Here is a 20,725-nt window from a genome sequence, read left to right as displayed (position 1 = left end):
ATTAATACCTGTTTGTGTTTAAATTATTGATCTTTTCTTGCTGCCCTGTAATGGCTAAAATTAAACACATCAATAAAAAAACGAATTTTTCCTGGACATTCCGTCGGCATTGGAAGGCTTTACCCGCTAGTCGCAATAAATCTAATCTCCCAAGTCTGGTCCAACTTTTTACAAAAGGATTTTCTCTCATTCCTATTAAACTAGCAATTAAATTTGCCTGGGAAAGCCACCAGCCATTGGTCATTTTTTTAAGTCGATAAGTATAAGCCTTTAAACCGAAGTTAACACCCACTTGATTTTTTCCGTGTTGGCGATACAACATAGAGGGCTCTGCGTCGATATACCATTTATATCCATTGGCACGGGCAAAAGCGTAGCAAAACCAGTCATGCAAACTGACAGACTGCAGCGCATCCCAGTTTTCCAGCATGCATTGTTTGATGGCTTGCATAAGCCTGGAGCTCATGACATAAGTACACCCGGGCCCCGCTGCCTCAAAAATAAAATCCCATTGACTCTGAGGCTGCGCCTTATGAATTAATTTGCGCTTTCCATTCGGCCAAAAGGCTATAACATTACTGGAATAACCGTCATGATCTGATTTTTTCAAGATAGTTACAGCTTTTATAAGTTTATCAACGTGCCAAATATCATCCTGATCAGCAAAAGAAATATAATCAAATCGGCTTAAATCAACATCCCGAATCAAGCGAAAAAAATTTCTTGCAGCTCCTCCAAATTTCATGCCGTGAGGCAGTATAACGATTCTCTCATCTACAGCAGCCAACTTGTCGAGCAAGGCTTCACTACCATCATTGGATATATCGGAACTTGCAAACACTGTGACCTGAACATCCGTTTGATTCAGAATGCTCTTCATCTGTTCTTCAAGATATTGCCTGCCGTTATAAACGGTCAGAAGAACAGCACATTTTGATATGGTTTGCTCAGCTCCCATATAAAATCCTCTTCAATTCAATTGAAAACAGACACGCCTCTTCATCCAATGATACCTTGAGATTTTGCAAAAGAAGCCAGGTTCTTTTTTTTCTCTGCATTGACATATAGAAAAGGCTTCTCCACAAATCGATAAGATAAATAGGCAGCTATGAATGTAAAGAGGAATGCAAGAAGCATACTTATCCAGAATTGATGAGTCACACGATTGATCACTATCTGCTGTATAGGGAATGCATAAATATAAATACCATAGGAAATATCAAACTTTCCATTGATTAGTTTGTCCCGAAAAGAAACGCCAATAACAATGGTTAAAACAGCCAGGCTCATGGTGCCGAGTACCGACATTTCAGGACGGCCCTGAAAAATAATAAGAAAAACAACTGAGATAACAGCAAGATGCCACCGCAATCGAAACCAGTGCTTCTTCGTCATGGACATTAAAGAGCCGGTTGTAAATGCAACACCAAAAATAGCCAGGAAACTGATGGGAACAGCATAAAAAGAAAAATCAGCCATTTTGTGAGAAAAAATAAGCGTAGTAGTCACTGCAGAAGCCATAAATAACATAAACACAGGCTTCCATGTGTTAGAATAACAAAGTGCAATACCTAAAATAATATAACTAAGAAATTCAACGGGTAAGGTCCACAAACTGCCATTGATGGCATCTTTAAAAATGAAATCAGAAAAAACGCCAGGAATAGGTCTTCCGATGAACGCAGAAAATAACACCCCTGTTTTAAGCGTTGAAAGATCGGTTATGTATTTGAAAAAGGGTTCGGGAGTAAAAATACTTCCTATCACATAACACATTATAAACGAACATACAATTAAACCAGGAAAAATTCTGCGACAACGTTTTTCCATGTACGTTAAAAAATCCCCTGAATTGGTAAAACTAGCCGGCATAAAATAACCGGAAATGGCAAAAAAAATAGCCACTGCCACAAAGCCGTAACTATCCCAATGAGGAAAAGTAGGCTCAGGAAAACCTGATAAGGCATAATGATGACTGTAAAGAACCAGACACGCGGCAAAATGTCGAATTAAATCAAAAGCATTTTCTCTATTTTTCATCTGTATTTCTCAGAATTATTAATATTTTGGCCGTTAGGATAGTCTTAAACGCCCATCAAAAATACGTTCATGAGTTCTGGAATGTCCAAGGGAATCTTTTATAAAGGCTGAAAAAAACCATAAAAACATCATCAAAACTACAAACATAAGGTTTAAAAAAATAAAAAATTGAGGTGCAAAGCCCATGAATAATACACTATAAGAAATTTTTATAAAAATTAAAAAAGTAAAAATATTAGGATATTTTTTAAATAACAACGAGGCCACATTGAAACTGAGGACTAAAAAAATAATAGCCAAAATAACCAATGGGAGCCCTCCATATAAAAGAAAGGGATAAAATTCAGTACCCACGTTAAACCTTGGAACCAGGATGGGAGAAAAAGGATAAGCTTCAAAATTATCCCGACTAAAAGGTGAAAATTGACTTAATAAAAAGTCAGGATTTATAAAATTCTCAGCGACTACAGTTGAAAAATTAAGTATCGGTGTGGCTATATAAATCACCACCTGTTGTAAAAGATAAGGGAGATGCAAAAAGGTCTCTGACAAAGGATAGTAACCCTCGGCCAAAAAAGTACCAGATGAATCAACCATAAAAGCATTTCCACTTCTAAATTTTCCTATTATGGAAAATATCAATACAGCAGCAACGGGCAAAAAATAAAAACATATTTTGCTTATTTTTTTTAGTTTTTTGGACTGAATGGAATTATAGGTAAAAACGAGACAAAGAAATAAGGAATAGCCTGAAATAAAAAAGCGATTCCTATCCACAATAATAATTGGGAACAAAATGGCATAAAGAATAAACGCTATTTTTATAACAGGACGATGAATATAAAGGAATGCCACAGGAACGAGAACCCAGCAAAGAATAGTAACGTGACGTATATATCGCCCCACCCCCTGCACATCTGAATAACTTATCGGGTCAAACCATTTAAAACCATTCACATATATATCTAAAGGAGCAAAAAGAATAATAAAAAAACAAAATGGCAAAATAATAAAGTTGTATTGCGGTCGATTTTTAATGCCCTGATAATATTGATTCAAATTCATTCGCAAAGGAAAGACCAGCATGCTAAATAATACCGGTAAAGTAACGCAGGTCAATAAACTGAAAATGCCAAAATAAAATTCCTCAGGAACATTAAAAAAAATGAATAATAAAGCCGTTGCCATATATAAAGGTAGAAAAAAATAAAATGCCATTGAATTAAGACAATAATTCATTTCATGAACCATCCTTTAGATTAAAAAACAGGCTTAAAACCATACTCCACACACATCGAATATATTTTTTTTCTAAATAATATATTTTCGCTGTTGTTTTATACTTAACAGGAAGCAAATAATGTTTTAATGCATCGTGCTCAAGATGTTTGTTGATTATGGTCAAAAATGATTTGATATTTTCTATTCTTTGTTTTGGATCTTTAGTTTTTGATGTATTGCTCGTATGTATTCTGTATAAACACGCAGTGATATTTACATAAAAAACCGAATTTGGAAAATAGAGTAAAGATAAAAAAAGATCATAATCATCAATACGTGCGCTTTCATCGTACCGGATATGCTGATAATGATTTTTTTTAATAAGATGGGAAGGCCCGGCCACACACCAATTCTGTATCAATTCCTTAACCAGTTGTTCAGGTTTTTGCAAACGTTCTCTTTTCCCACCATGATAAGCAATAGAACTTTCATGAAGAATATTGCTGTTTTCATCAATGACTATAGCATCACCAAGAACACAGGATAATTCCGGATATTCTTTAAATTGCTGGTAAAGCATTTTAGTACTGCCCGGAACAATGACATCATCTGAAGCACAAAGACGAAGATACTCTCCTTCTGCCATATCAATTAAGTTGTTTAAAACCGCGGTAATCCCTTTATTCTCCTGAGTTTTATACACTATTTTAAATTTGTTTTTATTCTCTTCAGCCCATGATTCTATAATGGAGACAGAGTTATCCGTTGAACCATCATCCAGCAAGATTACTTCTGCACTAAGATCCATCTGCTCAATATCGGAACGTATATTATCCAAAAATTCAGGCAAATATCTGGCATGATTATAGCTTGGTATTAAATAACTTATGATTGCACACATACGGTAGCGCTATCCTTTATATTTCTGAACACAAGTAAATACATCACAAACCAGTAGAGTAAATAATTAATGGCATAGGCCCATGAAATGCCTTGCAGTCCCCACCAGTTTGTCATTAATACCACAATACAATAAAAATTGGCTGAAAAAATGATTTCTGTAAGAATAAAATGTTTCGTCATGGCTTTCCCTAACATAAGATAAGCCATTATCCAGCTTCCTATTTTCAAGACATCACCAATCACTTGTCCTAAAAAAAGCTGTCTCACCGGATAAAATTCACTGGTAAAAAGTAATTGAATGATAACATCTCTCAAAACATACATTAAAAAAGCACAAAAAAAAGCAGCTGGCAAAATGGTTTTATACCCTTGGATAATTTCTTTTTTTAATTCTGCAGAGTCTTTTATTTCGGATAATCGCGGCAAATAATAAACGCTAAGCGTGGTAGTCACCAACATAAGGTAAGCTGCGCTTAGTCGCCACATCGCTTCCCAGTAACCTGCTGCCTCCCAGCCTAAAGTCGCTCCAAGATGCTTTCGTATAAAAATATGACTGATGGGTACACAGGCTGCAGTAGAGAGGGCCATCAGTGTGTATTTAGCAAGGTTTTTTGCCACTCTCTTGTCAAAAGAGCCCAGCAAATAGGAAAATTTAAACCAATGCGCACGATAGCAAAGCAACAAAGTAACAAAAAAAGTGACAGACTGAAAAATAGCCAATGCAACCAGAGCCCCAAACAGCCCAAAATTTATGGCCAATACAGCTGTAATCGCCAGGGCAAACAAACTTCCAGAGATGTTAGCGGTAACATAGCGCTCAATTTCTTTTTTTCCGTTAAGGATGGCCAACAAAAGAGCATTAAAGACAAAAAAGATTAAGCTGGCAGCAAACCAAAGAAAAACACCGGAATAGCCTTCACTTTTTAAAAACCATACCGCCATTGGCTTACTGAATATTGCAATAAGGATGGATGTAATGAGTGAACCAATAAAAACAATGGTGCCTGCCGTTTTCCAGACGGTACGCTGTTTTTGTTCATCATCATAATATTCCGCTGTGTATTTAGTCACACCAGTATTGATGGCGCCGCTTGCAAAGGTTGTAATCATTGTCATCGCATTCTGAAATTGACCTAAGGCCGCATAACCTACCGGCCCAACATAAACCGCAAGCAGCTTATTAATACCCAGCAAAGTCAGAATCCTGACCAGTACAGCAATTCCATTAAGTAGGCTGGTTCGAATTAATGTCATAAATTAACCTGATCGGGATTAAAAGCATTGCAGGCATCAATCACTTTTTGTACATCTTCCGCAGGCATGGCTGAACTTATCGGTAAACTTAAAACTTCCTTATGAATTCGCTCGGTAACAGGGTAGGAAAATTCATTGAACTCTTGATAGGCCTGTTGCTTATGTGGAGGGATAGGATAATGAATAAGTGTTTGAATTCCAGCCGCACTTAAATGGCGTTGCAGCAATTCACGTTTTGTGCAGCGCACCACAAACAAATGCCAGACATGCTGTTCATGCGCAGGTGTAGAAGGTAATGTCAAAACAGGATTGTTTATCCCTTCCATATACATTCTCGCCAGCCTTTGCCGTCTCTCGGTTTGTGCATTCAGGTATTTAAGTTTAACTGTCAGCATGGCTGCCTGAAGCTCATCCAGCCTGCTGTTGACTCCTTGATAAAGGTTTTTATATTTTTCATGAGAACCGTAATTACCTAGAGCCTGTATGACTTTTGCCAGCTCTATATCGTTGGTAGTAATAGCTCCTGCATCGCCCAGAGCACCAAGATTTTTACCGGGATAAAAGCTGAATGCTGCTGCGTCACCCCAGTTTCCTGCCTTACGCCCCTTGGAACTTGCACCATGTGCCTGCGCTGCATCTTCTAAAACCAATAAACGATGTTTTTTGGCAAAGGAAATTATATTCTGCATTTCACACAGGCGACCATAAAGATGCACGGGTAAAATCACACGCGTTTTTGCCGTCACGGCTGCCTTAATATTTTCCAGTGTAATATTATAGGAATGTTCATCAGGTTCCACGAAAACAGGAGTGAGACGATTTTCTGTGATGGCTAAAACACTGGCAATATAGGTGTTGGCTGGAACAATAACCTCATCCCCCTCCTTAATTTTGCCAAGCTCTTTCCATGCTCTTAAGGTCAGAGTCAAGGCATCAAGACCATTGGCCACACCAACACAATATTTTGTACCGCAGTATGCTGCAAACCGTTCTTCAAATTGTCTGAGTTCACTGCCGGCAATATACCAGCCTGAATCAATAACCCGCGCACAGGCTTGCTTTAGCTCTTCAGCAGATTCCTGGTTAATGTCTTTTAAATCAAGAAAACTTATCATTTAAATTCACCTCGTAAGCATCAAGGACCAGGCCACGAGCACCAAAACTTTCTTTTTGAGCAATGAGCCCCTCATTTAAAACTTTTCCCTGTTCTTCAGTTGAAATACCAAAGCTGAAATATTTAAATCCATTCTGTTTACTTTCTTCAATACTGTTTTCAACCAGAAAATCCAAAGCCCCCAGTTCTTTACCCTCTTCATTGGTTGCAAGATATTGGGTGTGAACCGTAGAATTAAATTTAAACAATAAGGTGGCAGCCAGTAAAGTATTATTCTTTTCTATAATTTTTAATTGAATATTTGCAGGAAAGAGCTGAGATAATTTTTCCAACTCCTCCATTGAATGGACAGGAGCTGTTCCATGCCGAGACAGCACTGTGCAGAGTAAATCATGAAAATTAGCCCAGTCTTGAGAAGACGTTACATTAAGACCTGATTTTTTAGCCCTTGCAATTAGCCATTTTCGTCCTTTAGAAAGTTTCATGCGATTGTCCAGATATATCACGCTGGATAAATCGCGACGAAAGATTCTCGCCCCCAAACGATTGACAAGAAAATACAAATCTTCCTGTGCACCTTGTGTATAAAATAAATAAGGGATCGCCTTATACAGGATTTTATGATAACCGTTGTCCCAGGCATGTTTGGCAAGAGAATAAACAACTTCACCAACAACATCAGATCGTAATTTATCCGATAACAGTAAGCCACCATATGTCAGGCCACCATGCGAAATTAAGATTTCATCATGTTTTGAGGCAGGAAAAACCGCTATTAGGCGATCTTGCTGATAAAACATTAAAGAAGCATCAATAAAACGATCGGAATGGTATTCAACGAATTCCCGTTTAAAAAAAAATAAAGGCGTTTTACAAGTTTCTATAAAGCCATTCCAGTTATCTTTATGATCAGCTTGATAAGGTTGGCAAATTACCATTCCAGAAGCTCCGCTAAACCAAAGCCATCCACTCCCATGTTATTTCCGTTATAAAAACAATATGTTTTATTCTCTACCGTCACTAATCTTGGATAACATAAATGAATGGAATCAAAGCCCTCTTTCGATAAACTCAATCCTAACTCATTGTCCGTTCTTTCCCAGTTTATTCCATTATTCGATACGGCAAGACCCGGGAAATAATCCTTACCACTGGTTGTGCCTTTTGTATAAAACATATAATACTGTCCATTTCGCTTATAGACGGAAGGACGGCCAATTCTATACTCATCCCCTTCTACGTCGATACAAAGTGAGTTTTTTTGTAGAAAGGAAACACCGTCGCCAGATTCAGTATACCAGATGTTATAGCGAGGATATGGCGTGTTATTAATAAAGCACCAGTCGTCCCCTGCTGCATACCAAATTTTCCATACACCATTTTCAAAAAGCACGGAATGAACAGCACGGATGGTTGTGGCGCCATGAGCACGATCCAAAACAGGGGCCTCTGAAATCCGCTCAAAATTTTCGCCATTATCCTTACTGTCGGCCACACCGGTAAAAGCTAAAAATTTGGCCTTTTTAACTTGCTGAAAACCCACATAATACATTCGATAATGATCCCTATAAGGAATGATATCACCTAAAATGACACCATTATCATCAAAACAACCCGCTCTTCCAATATCCAAAACAGGTTGCTCAGATACTTTTTTTATTCTGAAAGGATCAGCTGCATCCAGATCCACGTATCCAATGCGACTAGTACCTTCTTTATCTCGAAAGCCAGCATATACTCGAATCGTTTCCGAATTGAGCAATATGGGTGTGGGTGTCAGAGCTGAAGAGACGCACCAATCGCCCTGCGTCTCTTGTTTGTGCTGAAAAACAAGCCCGTGCTTTTTCCACTTCATGCCTAGTGCCTTAAAGATTCACGCTGAAAGAACTTATTTTCGGCATTTCCTTGGCAGGAGCTCCATAATAAATCTTTTCTGGCGCTTGTAAGCTTTTAGAAACAAGGGATCCTGAGGCAATGACACAATCACGTGGGATGATGATCTTATCATTCAAAGTTGAGTTCACACCAAGAAAACAAGATTCACCAATATGACAATAACCGGAAACGACAACGTGAGATGATAAAAAGCAATTATCTTCAATTATAGCTCGGTGTCCAATATGATTGCCGCTCCATAAGATAACGTTATTACCGATTTTGACGAAAGGCTGAATCGTATTATCTTCAAAAATAAAACAGTTTTCCCCAATTTCCGCATTTCTCCATACGAAAGCATGTGAGCTGATGTACGTAGCACAGCGATAGCCTTTTGCTTTTACCTCTTTGTAAAGGCGGGTACGCAAGCGGTTTAGCTGAGAGGCAGGAACAGCGACAAAAGCTTCATACGTTTTCGGTGAAAAATGCTCAGTAATCTCCTCAAAAGGAACCACAGGCTTATCATAAAGTGTGGTTTCACTCAAATAGCCCTTTTCAACCGAAAAACCAACCACCTCATAGTCAGAGTCATAAGTAAAATATTCATAAGCAATTCTTGCAAGTTCGCCAGCACCAATCAGTACCAGCTTTTTATCTTTACTCATTCATTGCCTCCTTAAGAAATTCATTATAATCACGAATATAATCAGATTCGCTATAAGGCTCATTGGCTAATACGACCAAAACACAATCTTCGCTGAAATCATGCATTTCCCGCCAGACCATATTACTGATTAATAATCCTTTTGCCGGCGAATCCAGCCAGACGTCTTCTCTTTTTTTACCATCATCAAGGACCATACGACATTTACCAGAAACACAAACGGCAAGTTGTTGTAATTTGCGATGCGCATGAAACCCTCGACTTACCCCTGATTTAGTATCAAAAATATAGTAAACACGCTGTAAACTAAAAGGAAGGTTACTGTTTTTTTCCAAGGCTATCAAACTGCCCCGAACATCACCGATTATTTTTAAATCCACAAGTTTTGAGGCAGATGGCTTTTTAAAAGAAAAAATTTTAGTCTGTTCACTTAGAAAAGGAGCAATCTGATCTTTTTCATTAAGCACAGGGGCACTGGAGACCGGCCAATGAATATTTAAATCCGGATCATTCCATCGAATAGCTTCCTCACATTTCTTACTGTAAATGTCAGTTGTTTTATAGAGAAAATGGGTATCGTCTTCTAAGGTGAGAAAACCATGAGCGAAACCTTCAGGAATCCAGAGCATACGCTTATTTTCACTCGTTAGCTCAACTCCCACCCACTGACCAAACGTAGGCGAACCCTTCCTGATGTCAACAGCCACATCATAAGCGGCTCCTTTAGTTACACGTACAAGCTTGCCTTGAGCATGAGGGGGAAGCTGATAATGTAATCCACGAAGAACGTTTTTTTGAGAGCAAGAGTGATTATCTTGCACAAAAGACGGAGGAATTGGTAAACCTAAGTCCTTTAGTCCCTGATGAAAGCGAGGCTCGTTAAAACTTTCCATAAACCAGCCACGGTCATCTTCAAAGACTACAGGTTCAAGAATGACTACGTCTGGAATGTCAGTTTGGATAAATCTCATCCCGCCACCTCATTTAAGTGCCTGAACAAATATTGCCCGTAGCTTGTTTTATTAAAACGCATGGCTTGCTGATGCAGCATGTCAGCGTCAATCCAACCTGAATGAAATGCAATTTCTTCCAAACAGGCAATTTTTAACCCCTGACGTTGCTCAATGGTATGTACAAAATGACTTGCCTCTAATAAAGCATCGTGTGTTCCAGTATCGAGCCAGGCAAATCCTCTTCCCAGTAATTCAACATTAAGGCTTTTGTCTTCAAGGTAAAAGCAATTAATATCCGTTATTTCAAGCTCGCCTCTTGCAGACGGGCGTATGTTTTTGGCTATTTCTGTGACACGATGATCATAAAAATACAACCCTGTCACCGCATAACTGGATTTAGGTTTTGCAGGTTTTTCTTCAATACTGATAGCACGACCTTGTTCATCAAATTCCACCACGCCAAAACGCTCCGGGTCAGAAACATGATAACCAAAAATGGTAGCGCCCTCTTCTCTTGCTGAAGCAGCCTTTAAATTCACGGAAAAACTTTGACCGTAAAAAATATTATCTCCCAAAATCAGGCAGCTGTTATCACCATTAATGAATTCTTCACCGATAATAAAGGCTTGGGCTAAACCTCCCGGGGAAGGTTGAGGAGCATAGCTTAGCTCTATGCCAAACTGATGTCCATCGCCCAGCAAAGCATGATATTTTGGTAAATCTTCAGGAGTGGAAATGATAAGTATTTCTCTGATACCTGCCAACATTAAGACCGATAGCGGATAATAGACCATTGGTTTATCGTAGACAGGTAACATCTGTTTGGATACTCCCAAAGTAATGGGATGCAGACGCGTTCCCGTGCCCCCAGCTAATATGATGCCTTTACGTTTCTTCATAATGCAGATCCTAAAATTTTTCCAAGCGTTCTAACAACTCCTGTTTTCCATTCAGGTAAGTCAACTGAAAAGCGGCTTGTCAGTTTTGTCGTATCCAATCGGGAATTAAGAGGGCGTTGTGCAGGAGTTGGATATTCCTCTGAAGTAATGGGATAAATATCCTGTATTAGATAATCCTTCCTGATTTTTTTAGCTTCGTTGATTAAAAATCTGGCATAATCATACCAGGAAGTTTCACCAGAAGGAGCAAGATGATAAAGACCTCCAAGCTCAGGGTTTTGCCATACAGTTTTAATTGCATTTACACTGACATTGGCCAATAATTCAACATCTGTGGGAACGCCAATCTGATCAGAGACGATATTAAGAGAAGACTTTTCGCGAGCAAGGCGCAAAATAGTCTTGATAAAATTGCTGCCATGCGCCCCGTAAACCCAGCTTGTTCTAAAAATCAAATGATTGCATTCTGAATTTATAATGGCTTTCTCGCCATCCAGCTTGCTTTTCCCATAAACGTTAAGTGGCCTGGTGATATCTGACTCCTTCCAGGGAGATGTTCCACTTCCATCAAAAACATAATCTGTTGAATAGTGGATAAACCAAGCACCTGTTGAAGCACAGGCCTGTGCCATCACTTCCGGTGCTTTCGCATTAACAAGATATGCCAGTTCGGTTTCTTTTTCTGCATTATCAACCTGGGTATATGCGGCGGCATTTACAATTATGTCCGGTGTCAGTGTTAGAATGGTCTGGTGCAGGGCTTTTAAATTGGTAAGATCGCCGCAAATATCACTGTTTCTGTCCAATGCAATCAGTTCGCCTAAGGGCTTAAGAGAATATTGCAGTTCCCGACCTAGTTGGCCATTTTTTCCTAAAAGTAAAATTTTCATAACTCAAGAAAAACAAAGATGGTTTGATTTAGCAGAATACCTTAGATAACTGCCATCTTTTACGCGATTGACCCAGACAGGGTTTTGAAGATACCATTCAATGGTTTTCCGTAAGCCGCTGGCAAAAGTCTCTTTAGGAGCCCAACCCAAATCATTTTGGATTTTACTGGCATCGATAGCATATCGCTGATCATGTCCTGGCCTGTCGCTCACAAACGTGATTAGATCGCTGTATTTCTTTGTACCCGCGGGCTTACATGCTGCCAAATCTTCCAATAAAGTACAGATGTTGTGAACCACATCGATGTTGGTCTTCTCATTATGACCACCGATATTATATGTCTCACCAATTACACCTTTATTCAGTACCAGATAAAGCGCTTCTACATGATCATCCACATAGAGCCAGTCACGTATTTGTTGGCCATTTCCATAGACAGGCAATGGTTTTCCATCCAGCGCATTTAAAATCATTAAAGGGATTAATTTTTCAGGAAATTGACATGGGCCGTAATTATTTGAACAATTCGTGATTAAAACAGGCAAGCCATAGGTGCGATACCAGGCTCTTACCAAATGATCAGAGCTGGCTTTACTTGCCGAATAAGGTGAGCTTGGATCATAAGCTGTGGTTTCTTTAAAGAGAGCAGAGGAATCTTCAAGATCTCCAAACACTTCGTCTGTAGAAATATGATGAAAGCGAAAAGTTTGTTTACGTTTTTCAGGCAACCCCTGCCAATAAACTCGCGCTGCTTCCAACAAAACATGCGTACCTAATACATTGGTTTTTATAAATGAAAGCGAATGCTCTATGGAACGGTCAACATGACTCTCTGCTGCTAAATGCATCACTGCATCTGGCTGATGGTGCTTAAAAATACGCTGCATTTCTTCAAAAGAACATATATCGACCTTTTCAAAAAAATACCGCTCACTTTCCATCACGCTTTCAAGTGATAGCAGATTTCCTGCATAGGTTAATTTATCGACATTGATGACTGTATCCAAAGTCCGATGAATAATATGGCGAATTAAGGCAGAGCCAATAAACCCTGCTCCGCCTGTCACTAAAATTTTCATAAATCAACTGGACCTATATTGGTTTCTATGGAGAAAAAAGTTACGAATCAGGGCAAACAAAACACCCAGCATTAAACCTACTGCAAGTGATAATATCAAAACCAATTTTTTTCTAGGGGATATACGTACAGCAGGTAAATCTTCTCCGTCGAGACGAAACATCTGAATCAATTGAGGATTAACTTTTAAATTACTGTAAAACTCCAATTTATTTTGCAGCTTGCGTAATCCTGGTATAAAGGGATCATCAGATGTCCTTTTACTCAACTGATTTATTTCAGCTTCCAAAGCTTTACTGCCTCGATGATAGAGTATGTTCTCTTCAACCAATAAATTGGGTTGTTCTGAACTTGCAATGACAATACTACCGGAATTAACAGGATATTCTTTTATGCCAATTTCATTGGCAATAGCCAATGCTTCTTTTAATTGCGTGAGCCGGTCCGATCTTGCGTCATGGGCAATCCTTCGAGCCAGCCCTATTTTATGATCGATGTCATTAACTAGCTTTTTAGTCTGTCGATTCGCTGTATTTACTAATTCGTTCAAAGCTTTTTCTTTGACGAAATTTACATATTTTCTCAGGAATTTTTCTACATATTCAGGCTGAGAACCTTTGATAGCCACCATGTAACTTGATGGAGTATTTTGATCAGGTTGCGGGAGCTTTTTAATGGTAAGTTGATTTTCAAATTGATGAAAGGAAAGTTCCGCTGAATTATGTTTGGACGCCACCTTTGCTTCAGGCAGATAAACAGATTTATAAAACTTGGTTTTTGTGGATTCTGCTGATAAAGCACGAATAAAGATAGCGTAGACGTCCTTTGTTTTAAAAGTTTTTAAAGCTGCTTTTTTTTCGTCTAAACGTCCTTTATTAATTTCAGAGATATTGAACAAAGCAGGGGGCAAAGTATAGATTTTTGCTTCATAGAGCGGTTTTGCCTGCCAAAGATAAACAAGACCAGCAGTTAAACAAAAGAAAACAAAACCCAGAATCAACCATTTTTGTTGCCAAAATACATACAGTAATTCCATCAGGTTAACATCTTCGGAATAATGATTGTTTTTCATTTGCTGCGTTTCCACTAATGCTCCTTCATAAAGAATCAATACATGATGAGAGTATGGCTTTGTATAGTTTTATTCGTTTGAAAAAATTCAATTCCTGGAAATGATTGAGTAAAGCTCTAAACCCTGTTTCATTTTGACCTGGAATCATGTATGCGACTGCCAGTTCATATAATCGCAAAAGATACTACCATTTATAAAATAAAAAGTCTTGCCTCTTTATTAAAATTTTGACCGATTCTTTTGTTCAATTAGAAACGTATTTTGTTTATAAAACATTATTCGCAAAGCACCCTCAAAAAACGTTATACTATCCTCATCGTTTATTTGAGGAATTTCTGCATGACCTTAAAGGGCATGTACAACAGTATCGCTAAAAATTATGAAACAGCCAATCGCTTTGGTTCTATCAGCGAAAGCCATAAAGTTGCGATCGAACAAATTCAAAAATATCTTCCTGAACTACATCCGCATTATAAAGTACTGGATTTGGGTGTCGGAGACGGTACTTTCTTAAAACAGCTTTATGACGTTTTGCCGAAAGCTGAGATGACAGGAATTGATTTGTCATCGAACATGCTGAGGCTTGCCCGCCAAAAACTGCCACTGACCACCATAGAAGCCAGTGCGACCGAAGCGGATCATTATTTGCCTCCACACAGTCAGGATCTGGTGCTGGCACATTTCATCAATGCCTATATTCCTATAAATACCTTATTTAATCAGGCCAAAATATTAACGCGAGCGAATGGTTATTATTCCATGATCACAACCACTTATGAGTCATTTCCCGTAGCTCAGCAACAACTGGCTGAATTTATTGCGGAGGATACCCTTACCAGTAGTGTGGTTGGACATTATTACAAAGCCATAATAAAAAACACTACGGTAGCTGCTGGTTTAGATGAACTCCTATATACTTTTAAGAAACATCAGTTTAATGTGGTAGCCCATAAACGGTTGGAGATTCCTATCACACTATATAACATTGAAGAGCTGGCAAATTTCGGCATAGAAGGAACCTGGTTTTTAAATAGCTTAACCATACGCATGCTTCCTAAGAATTTTTTGTTGCAACGATTGAAAAGATTATTTGGTCGGATCTTTACTTTCCCATACCATGATAAGCATATTATTGATGTGGTTCTCGCCAGAAAATAGTGGAGCGCTACCGACTTCAGCCACTTTTTCTAAAATCGAATCCCCCTACTTGATAGCGAGGTCTAACAGGACTTCGGGTAGATACCGCAGTTGATGCCGCGGTAATTCATGGAGTTGTATTTTTCCAAGCCATTTTTTTTACATCGCATCCCCGCTACTTGATAGCGGGGTCTATACAGAGCTTCGTATAGATACCGCGGTCAATGCCGCGGTAATTCGTGGGGTTATATTTTTACAAAGCCATTTTTTTACATCGCATCCCCGCTACTTGATAGCGGGGTCTAAACAGTGCTTCGTATAGATACGCGGTCGATGCCGCGGTAATTCGGGGTTATATTTTTCCAAAGCCATTTTTTTACATCGCATCCCCGCTACTTGATAGCGGGGTCTAAACAGTGCTTCAGATATCTGACAAACCTAAATTATTTCGCTTAAACACTCGGTCAGCTCGATAACTGGAGCGCACCAGAGGTCCTGAAGCCACTTCGAAAAAACCTTTCTGTAAACCAATTTGACGAAGGCTTGTGAAAGTCTCTGGAGTTACATAACGGGCCACTGGAAGGTGGTTTTTAGTGGGTTGCAGGTACTGGCCAAGCGTTAAAATATCAATCTGACGCTCACGTAAATCATCCATGGTTTTAATGATCTCCTCATCCGTCTCCCCTAATCCAAGCATTAAACTGGTTTTGGTTAATACATCGGGTCGGTATTGCTTAGCGTAAGCAAGGACATCTAAGGTCTGCCAATAGCCGGCACGATTATCACGCACAGGATGAGTCAAACGCTCGACAGTCTCAACATTTTGAGCAAACACATCAACACCGCTGTCTAACAATAGTGCAACCGACTCCGTTTCTCCTTGAAAATCAGGGGTCAAAGCTTCTACTTTTGTTTCAGGGCAACGTTTTTTTATGGCCCGTATGGTATCAGCGTAATGCTTGGCTCCACCATCCGGCAAATCATCACGATTTACAGAAGTCAATACCACATAATCCAGACTCATCAGTTCTACAGTGATCGCCGTATTTTTTGGCTCATCACTGTCCAGCCAGCCATGTGGGTTACCTGTGTCTACAGCACAAAATCGACAAGCACGAGTACACACAGCTCCCATCAGCATAATCGTTGCCGTACCATGTGACCAGCATTCGGCAATATTAGGACATTTAGCTTCTTCACACACTGTAGCCAAACGATATTTATCCACCTGATGTTTGACTTTGGCGTAATCCGGTGAAGTGTAATTGACCACACGCAACCATTTCGGCTTTGGCAAACGTTGTGAGGAGGAGACTGTCGATTTAACGCCATCTTTGATGGCAGTCACCCCATAAGAGGTTTTATATTTATGGCCACTTTCCACAACAATGGGAATATCCGTTAATTTACTCATCATTGACTACCTTACAAAAATGCCCACATAATCCCAAATCACTTGCTCAAGATCAAGCGCATCCGACTTATTTCATTTCTTCTGACGCTTTCTGGCCATTTCAATTAAAATTTTGGCATGAGAACCGTCACAAAATGGAGGAGCTTTTGTCTGCTTACAAGCACAGAAATAAACCGTTTCATTCATTATGGCTTTATATTCCACTGCCCTTTCACAATCTTTTTTATCACAAAAAGGCTGATGACGAGTTTTGCCACAACCACACCATTTATATATTTTTCCTTCTTCAACATCAACTGCAATAGGAAATATCGGTTCGTCATTCATAAGAAGTTATTTTCTCCATTATTTTTAATGACACACTCGCATCTGTTCGGCCATGAATCAGTCCTTATCTGGTTCTATATTTTTGCCGGATTGCAAACCATCCGATAAAAGTCAACAATACAATCAACAGAACTGACCACATCAATTCCGACAGAAAAAGTGGATAGGCGATAAGGATCAAACCTATCGCAAACAAATAGAGTTGCCCGATAAATGTCAGATAAGGTTGATAAAAACGTCCACGCTGCCCCGAGAAAAAATATAAACCCGCTAACCATAAGGCAATTAAAGGAACCAAATATATCAGTTGATAAGACAATTGATAAAAAGCGGCTAGACTTGGCTGGACTTTTTCGACGTCAAGCCATTGTTGAAAAAATAAGGAAAAATTCAGTCGACTGCAAGTTTGTTGATAAGCAAAGACAGCAATGGCGGATAGAAAAGCAAGAAAGTATCCTGTAATGGTCAATTGTATTTTTCTTAAAGACAACACGCTAAATATTACTAATCCCGCCCCTAGCAGGATGACTAACCATCTTATCCAAATTAATAATTGGTAGTAAGCTTCGATCTTTGCCTGCTGAAGATAATGTGCGATACCAAAAGCCACGATCATCAGCAAACCCACAATGATTTTTTCTCTTCGTGCGGGATAAACAAATAAAAAACCCAAAAATAAAATAAAAGCAAAAACAGAACATGGATTAAAGGCATCAAAAAAGGCAGTGCTTGTAATGATTGAAAATGCCGAATACTCAGCCGCTGTCTTGCTCAATTGAAAAGGGCTGAGCGACCAGCGATTTAATACTTCTTTCGTAAGCGAGGTTAAATGGCCTTCTTTCTTTATTTGTTGATGGCAATAAGAAAGCCCTTTCAGCAGTTGCTCGCCTGTAGTTTGAGCTGTGTCAAAACCGACCCATCTTGAATGACAAAACAGTATTGACGGAACACGAAAATCACTGGCATGAAACTCACGTAATTTCTGATTAAATAAGGCCAATGCACTTTTATCCTTATTGATGACATAACGATTAACTATTAACCAATCAACATTTTTTTCAAGCTGTTTTAAAAACGCATCGGCCTTATGACAATGAGGACAGGTAGAGGTCATGAAAAAATCCACCTTAAGTTTAACCTGATCATTATCGGTTTTGACATACCATTCCGTTACAGTGGCAGCATAAAGATTAAATGTCATAAGGAGTAATAAACATTTCAAAGCCGTTCGCATAGCCAGTCCTAAAATGAAATCATAAAATTAACATGATGTGTGACTTTTTCTTAAACTGCAATGATCCGATATCCATTTCAAAGTGTAGATTAAGTCTGGAAACAGGATCGCAAAGTTGAATATTGCACACACTTAACTATAACATTAGTTTTTAATTCCTGTTATGCAGCAAAGTATTTTTTAGCAGATTTGGACTGAGTTAATGATTGATATAGTTTTCCAGTTGCTCAATAACACGAGCCTTATCTTCTAAAAGATAAAATAATAAATCTCCGATGGATATAATCGAGACAATTTCCTCATTCTCTTTAATCAATATATGACGCCTTTTGGTTTGCGTCATCACTTGCATGGCTTTTTCAACAGTATCATGAAAACTCAGAATTGTAACATCAGCAAAGGCAATATCACCTGCAGTAGTTTTATTGGGGTCAAGCCCTTTACTTAAGCATTTACGGACCAAATCCCGCTCACTGACAAGACCGATTAAATTATATTCATCGGTAACCAGCAATGAACCGATATCATTTTCAATCATTAGTTCACAGCACTGAGAAATACTGACATCGGGATAGACAAAAACCAATTTTCGTCTGGGCTCAGGTAAAACGTTGGATAAAAGACTAGCCATCCTACTCTCCTTGAGAAACGCTATGAAATCGATGTTCTGTTTTAAAATATAGCATACGGAAAAGAGTTTTAAGTGTTGACTAGTCTACCGAGATGGTTCGATTGGAAAGCATCCACACTTTTTTTAAGTTAAATGCATTAGATTTGGAGAGATTCTATTATAAAAAGCTTCGCTTTTTTACAGGATAACGTTCGTTAAGCGCCCCTAAAGGGGCGAACAGATGATTTGAATGGATCCCGTATAAAAAGTTTCACTTTTTTACGGGATAACGTTCGTTTAGCGCCCCTAAGGGGCGAACAGATGATTTGAATGGATCCCGTATAAAAAGCTTCGCTTTTTTACGGGATAACGTTCGTTTAGCGCCTCTAAGGGGCGAACTCACGTTAATTAACGACGCGCCAGGAGCCGTCTGCCTGTCGACATGCTTTGCCATATATCTGCTGTGTTTTTCCACCGATGGTAGCGTGAGTTATATATTCACGGCAGGGCTGATGTTGATGATAATAAGTACGTGTAGGTTTCACAGAATATCGATTTCCAGTGTCTGGGTTTTTCCATTGAACGGATTTTCCAGTGGGGGCCGTTTCCAAGGCACGTTGCATTTCCAGGCGATCCAGTCTATCCATCGTACGACCAATATTACCGCCAAGATAAGCTCCCAGTAAGGCACCACCGGCAGCCGCAGCGACTTTACCGGAGCCGCCACCAAACTGGCTACCTAATAATCCGCCCACAACACCCCCAGCCACTGTTCCCACGCCTTCGTTATTGACTTGTGCACAACCAGCCATAAACATAGAAAGACTTACTATTCCAAGTATCATGCATTTTTTCATAAGTATTCACCTGATTAGTGATTCACAAAAACGGTTGCTATTCTAGCATCAAGATTATTTATTATCCATATACTAAAGGTCAAATAATTTACAGTCGTTGGCAGATAATATTCACTGCCGAATGCGATCCGTTACCTGACATAACAACTCATAAGCAATGGTTCCTGCAGAGCGGGCAACCTCTTCCACAGGAATATGCTTCCCCCACAACTCCACAGCATCACCTACATGACAAGATGGACAAGCTGTTAAGTCGATTGCCATCATGTCCATTGAAATACGACCTGCCACAGGAGCTCTTTGACCATTAATCCAAACGCAGGTTCCAGGAGCGATATGCCGTGGATAACCATCACCATAACCAACAGGTACAATGCCGATGACAGAAGGTTTCGGACTTTGCCATTCTGCTCCATAGCCAACAGGTGAATAGGCAGGATAATGATGAATGGTGCTGAGAGCGGAAGTAAAATGCATCACAGGTATTAAACCTAATTCACGTCCAGTGTAATCAGAAAAAGGCGAGACACCATAAAGCATAATACCCGGACGAACAACGTCGCCGTGAAGTTCAGGGTAATTAAAAATAACCGCAGAATTGGCCGCACTGTATTGACCGACACCTTTAATATGCAGATTTTTAAAAGCAGTTATCTGGTAATCATTGCGGGCATGGATCTGATCATCCGCACAAGCAAAATGAGTCATCAGGCCTATATTGGCATCAACCCAGGGACATTGCTGTAAAGCATGGAAAATCTGACTGACCTCATTTGGCATAAACCCCAGACGATTCATACCGGTATTTACTTTAACCCAAATTTTAAGCGCATGAGGCAATGGATAATTCAAAAGCCATTCCAACTGCTGTGGCTGATGAATAACACAACTGAATCGATGCTTTACAGCCTGCTGAAATTCATCAACGTCAAAGACACCCTGAAAAAGGATAATTTCTGCCTGACTGCCCAATGCTCGTATAGCAAAAGCCTCACTTAAACAAGCCACCCCAAAAGCATCTACGTGCCCTTCTAAAACAGGAACCACCGCTTTCATTCCGCAACCGTAAGCGTTCGCCTTAACCATGGCAATGATTTTTTTACCAGGAGCCAACTGCCTGACGCGATTTAAATTATGCAATAAAGCATGGCTCTGGATAATAATCCGCGTGGGTCTGGCCAT

Annotated in this window: 21 protein-coding genes; 1 reads left to right on the top strand and 20 read right to left on the bottom strand. The window is 39.3% G+C overall.

Translation table 11 applies throughout. The features are described from left to right. Nucleotide 1: 1 nt before the first annotated feature. Genes E4T55_RS12940 through E4T55_RS12875 form a run of 14 tightly spaced genes read right to left on the bottom strand, consistent with a single transcriptional unit; the run spans nucleotide 2 to nucleotide 13,979 of the window. Nucleotides 2-958 (bottom strand): glycosyltransferase, encoded by a 957-nt coding sequence (locus tag E4T55_RS12940; protein WP_058500566.1) that lies wholly within the window; start codon nucleotides 956-958, stop codon nucleotides 2-4. A gap of 41 nt (nucleotides 959-999) precedes the next feature. Continuing rightward, nucleotides 1,000-2,040, bottom strand: coding sequence for an acyltransferase family protein (locus tag E4T55_RS12935; RefSeq protein WP_058500567.1), 1,041 nt, complete (start codon nucleotides 2,038-2,040; stop codon nucleotides 1,000-1,002). 33 nt (nucleotides 2,041-2,073) lie between these two features. Further along, nucleotides 2,074-3,279, bottom strand: coding sequence for a hypothetical protein (locus E4T55_RS12930; protein ID WP_058500568.1), 1,206 nt, complete (start codon nucleotides 3,277-3,279; stop codon nucleotides 2,074-2,076). Nucleotide 3,280: 1 nt separating this feature from the next. Next, nucleotides 3,281-4,162 (bottom strand): glycosyltransferase, encoded by an 882-nt coding sequence (locus E4T55_RS12925; RefSeq protein WP_058500569.1) that lies wholly within the window; start codon nucleotides 4,160-4,162, stop codon nucleotides 3,281-3,283. Continuing rightward, on the bottom strand, nucleotides 4,147-5,418 hold the full coding sequence (locus E4T55_RS12920) for an O-antigen translocase (protein ID WP_058500570.1): 1,272 nt from the start codon (nucleotides 5,416-5,418) through the stop codon (nucleotides 4,147-4,149). The genes E4T55_RS12925 and E4T55_RS12920 overlap by 16 nt, the downstream gene beginning before the upstream one ends. Further along, complete coding sequence (locus E4T55_RS12915; RefSeq protein WP_058500571.1) at nucleotides 5,415-6,533, bottom strand: DegT/DnrJ/EryC1/StrS family aminotransferase; 1,119 nt, start codon at nucleotides 6,531-6,533, stop codon at nucleotides 5,415-5,417. The genes E4T55_RS12920 and E4T55_RS12915 overlap by 4 nt, the downstream gene beginning before the upstream one ends. Further along, on the bottom strand, nucleotides 6,517-7,470 hold the full coding sequence (locus E4T55_RS12910; RefSeq protein WP_058500572.1) for a GNAT family N-acetyltransferase: 954 nt from the start codon (nucleotides 7,468-7,470) through the stop codon (nucleotides 6,517-6,519). Before E4T55_RS12910 ends, E4T55_RS12915 begins: the two co-directional genes overlap by 17 nt. Next, nucleotides 7,464-8,387 (bottom strand): glycoside hydrolase family protein, encoded by a 924-nt coding sequence (locus tag E4T55_RS12905; protein WP_058500573.1) that lies wholly within the window; start codon nucleotides 8,385-8,387, stop codon nucleotides 7,464-7,466. Before E4T55_RS12905 ends, E4T55_RS12910 begins: the two co-directional genes overlap by 7 nt. A 10-nt stretch (nucleotides 8,388-8,397) precedes the next feature. Then, nucleotides 8,398-9,072 (bottom strand): acetyltransferase, encoded by a 675-nt coding sequence (locus E4T55_RS12900; RefSeq protein WP_058500574.1) that lies wholly within the window; start codon nucleotides 9,070-9,072, stop codon nucleotides 8,398-8,400. After that, entirely contained in the window at nucleotides 9,065-10,042 is a 978-nt protein-coding gene (rfbC, locus tag E4T55_RS12895; protein WP_058500575.1) for a dTDP-4-dehydrorhamnose 3,5-epimerase, read from the bottom strand. Before rfbC ends, E4T55_RS12900 begins: the two co-directional genes overlap by 8 nt. Further along, on the bottom strand, nucleotides 10,039-10,923 hold the full coding sequence (rfbA, locus tag E4T55_RS12890; RefSeq protein WP_058500576.1) for a glucose-1-phosphate thymidylyltransferase RfbA: 885 nt from the start codon (nucleotides 10,921-10,923) through the stop codon (nucleotides 10,039-10,041). The genes rfbC and rfbA overlap by 4 nt, the downstream gene beginning before the upstream one ends. Then, nucleotides 10,920-11,813, bottom strand: coding sequence for a dTDP-4-dehydrorhamnose reductase (gene rfbD / locus E4T55_RS12885; RefSeq protein ID WP_058500577.1), 894 nt, complete (start codon nucleotides 11,811-11,813; stop codon nucleotides 10,920-10,922). The genes rfbA and rfbD overlap by 4 nt, the downstream gene beginning before the upstream one ends. 3 nt (nucleotides 11,814-11,816) lie before the next feature. Beyond that, nucleotides 11,817-12,893 (bottom strand): dTDP-glucose 4,6-dehydratase, encoded by a 1,077-nt coding sequence (gene rfbB, locus E4T55_RS12880; RefSeq protein WP_058500578.1) that lies wholly within the window; start codon nucleotides 12,891-12,893, stop codon nucleotides 11,817-11,819. Between the two features lie 3 nt (nucleotides 12,894-12,896). After that, a complete protein-coding gene (locus E4T55_RS12875; protein ID WP_058500579.1) occupies nucleotides 12,897-13,979 on the bottom strand; it encodes an LPS O-antigen chain length determinant protein WzzB in 1,083 nt (360 codons plus the stop codon). 324 nt (nucleotides 13,980-14,303) lie between these two features. Here E4T55_RS12875 and E4T55_RS12870 point away from each other — a divergent pair, with 324 nt between their 5' ends. Continuing rightward, nucleotides 14,304-15,122 (top strand): class I SAM-dependent methyltransferase, encoded by an 819-nt coding sequence (locus tag E4T55_RS12870; protein WP_058500580.1) that lies wholly within the window; start codon nucleotides 14,304-14,306, stop codon nucleotides 15,120-15,122. A gap of 400 nt (nucleotides 15,123-15,522) precedes the next feature. Here the strand turns inward: E4T55_RS12870 and lipA are convergent, their stop codons facing one another. The 6 genes from lipA to alr all read right to left on the bottom strand — a co-directional run bounded on the left by lipA (nucleotide 15,523) and on the right by alr (nucleotide 20,725). Then, entirely contained in the window at nucleotides 15,523-16,515 is a 993-nt protein-coding gene (gene lipA / locus E4T55_RS12865) for a lipoyl synthase (protein WP_058500581.1), read from the bottom strand. Nucleotides 16,516-16,587: 72 nt separating this feature from the next. After that, entirely contained in the window at nucleotides 16,588-16,842 is a 255-nt protein-coding gene (locus E4T55_RS12860) for a CDGSH iron-sulfur domain-containing protein (protein ID WP_058500582.1), read from the bottom strand. Nucleotides 16,843-16,906: 64 nt separating this feature from the next. Beyond that, complete coding sequence (locus E4T55_RS12855) at nucleotides 16,907-18,076, bottom strand: thioredoxin domain-containing protein (RefSeq protein WP_058500583.1); 1,170 nt, start codon at nucleotides 18,074-18,076, stop codon at nucleotides 16,907-16,909. A gap of 199 nt (nucleotides 18,077-18,275) precedes the next feature. Further along, a complete protein-coding gene (locus E4T55_RS12850; RefSeq protein ID WP_058500584.1) occupies nucleotides 18,276-18,707 on the bottom strand; it encodes a CBS domain-containing protein in 432 nt (143 codons plus the stop codon). Nucleotides 18,708-19,090: 383 nt separating this feature from the next. Continuing rightward, nucleotides 19,091-19,543 (bottom strand): RT0821/Lpp0805 family surface protein, encoded by a 453-nt coding sequence (locus tag E4T55_RS12845; protein ID WP_058500585.1) that lies wholly within the window; start codon nucleotides 19,541-19,543, stop codon nucleotides 19,091-19,093. 111 nt (nucleotides 19,544-19,654) lie between these two features. Next, entirely contained in the window at nucleotides 19,655-20,725 is a 1,071-nt protein-coding gene (gene alr, locus E4T55_RS12840) for an alanine racemase (RefSeq protein ID WP_058500586.1), read from the bottom strand.

This window comes from Legionella israelensis (assembly GCF_004571175.1).
GTDB classification, from domain to species: Bacteria; Pseudomonadota; Gammaproteobacteria; order Legionellales; family Legionellaceae; genus Legionella_D; species Legionella_D israelensis.
Note: the sequence above shows the minus strand (reverse complement) of the source record. Positions and strands in the feature narration are given on the sequence as shown.

Coding starts and splice junctions, on each gene's coding strand:
- E4T55_RS12940 (WP_058500566.1), bottom strand. CDS start 958: ATGGGAGCTGAGCAAACCATATCAAAATGTGCTGTTCTTCTGACCGTT.
- E4T55_RS12935 (WP_058500567.1), bottom strand. CDS start 2,040: ATGAAAAATAGAGAAAATGCTTTTGATTTAATTCGACATTTTGCCGCG.
- E4T55_RS12930 (WP_058500568.1), bottom strand. CDS start 3,279: ATGAATTATTGTCTTAATTCAATGGCATTTTATTTTTTTCTACCTTTA.
- E4T55_RS12925 (WP_058500569.1), bottom strand. CDS start 4,162: ATGTGTGCAATCATAAGTTATTTAATACCAAGCTATAATCATGCCAGA.
- E4T55_RS12920 (WP_058500570.1), bottom strand. CDS start 5,418: ATGACATTAATTCGAACCAGCCTACTTAATGGAATTGCTGTACTGGTC.
- E4T55_RS12915 (WP_058500571.1), bottom strand. CDS start 6,533: ATGATAAGTTTTCTTGATTTAAAAGACATTAACCAGGAATCTGCTGAA.
- E4T55_RS12910 (WP_058500572.1), bottom strand. CDS start 7,470: ATGGTAATTTGCCAACCTTATCAAGCTGATCATAAAGATAACTGGAAT.
- E4T55_RS12905 (WP_058500573.1), bottom strand. CDS start 8,387: ATGAAGTGGAAAAAGCACGGGCTTGTTTTTCAGCACAAACAAGAGACG.
- E4T55_RS12900 (WP_058500574.1), bottom strand. CDS start 9,072: ATGAGTAAAGATAAAAAGCTGGTACTGATTGGTGCTGGCGAACTTGCA.
- rfbC (WP_058500575.1), bottom strand. CDS start 10,042: ATGAGATTTATCCAAACTGACATTCCAGACGTAGTCATTCTTGAACCT.
- rfbA (WP_058500576.1), bottom strand. CDS start 10,923: ATGAAGAAACGTAAAGGCATCATATTAGCTGGGGGCACGGGAACGCGT.
- rfbD (WP_058500577.1), bottom strand. CDS start 11,813: ATGAAAATTTTACTTTTAGGAAAAAATGGCCAACTAGGTCGGGAACTG.
- rfbB (WP_058500578.1), bottom strand. CDS start 12,893: ATGAAAATTTTAGTGACAGGCGGAGCAGGGTTTATTGGCTCTGCCTTA.
- E4T55_RS12870 (WP_058500580.1), top strand. CDS start 14,304: ATGACCTTAAAGGGCATGTACAACAGTATCGCTAAAAATTATGAAACA.
- lipA (WP_058500581.1), bottom strand. CDS start 16,515: ATGAGTAAATTAACGGATATTCCCATTGTTGTGGAAAGTGGCCATAAA.
- E4T55_RS12860 (WP_058500582.1), bottom strand. CDS start 16,842: ATGAATGACGAACCGATATTTCCTATTGCAGTTGATGTTGAAGAAGGA.
- E4T55_RS12855 (WP_058500583.1), bottom strand. CDS start 18,076: ATGCGAACGGCTTTGAAATGTTTATTACTCCTTATGACATTTAATCTT.
- E4T55_RS12850 (WP_058500584.1), bottom strand. CDS start 18,707: ATGGCTAGTCTTTTATCCAACGTTTTACCTGAGCCCAGACGAAAATTG.
- E4T55_RS12845 (WP_058500585.1), bottom strand. CDS start 19,543: ATGAAAAAATGCATGATACTTGGAATAGTAAGTCTTTCTATGTTTATG.
- alr (WP_058500586.1), bottom strand. CDS start 20,725: ATGGCCAGACCCACGCGGATTATTATCCAGAGCCATGCTTTATTGCAT.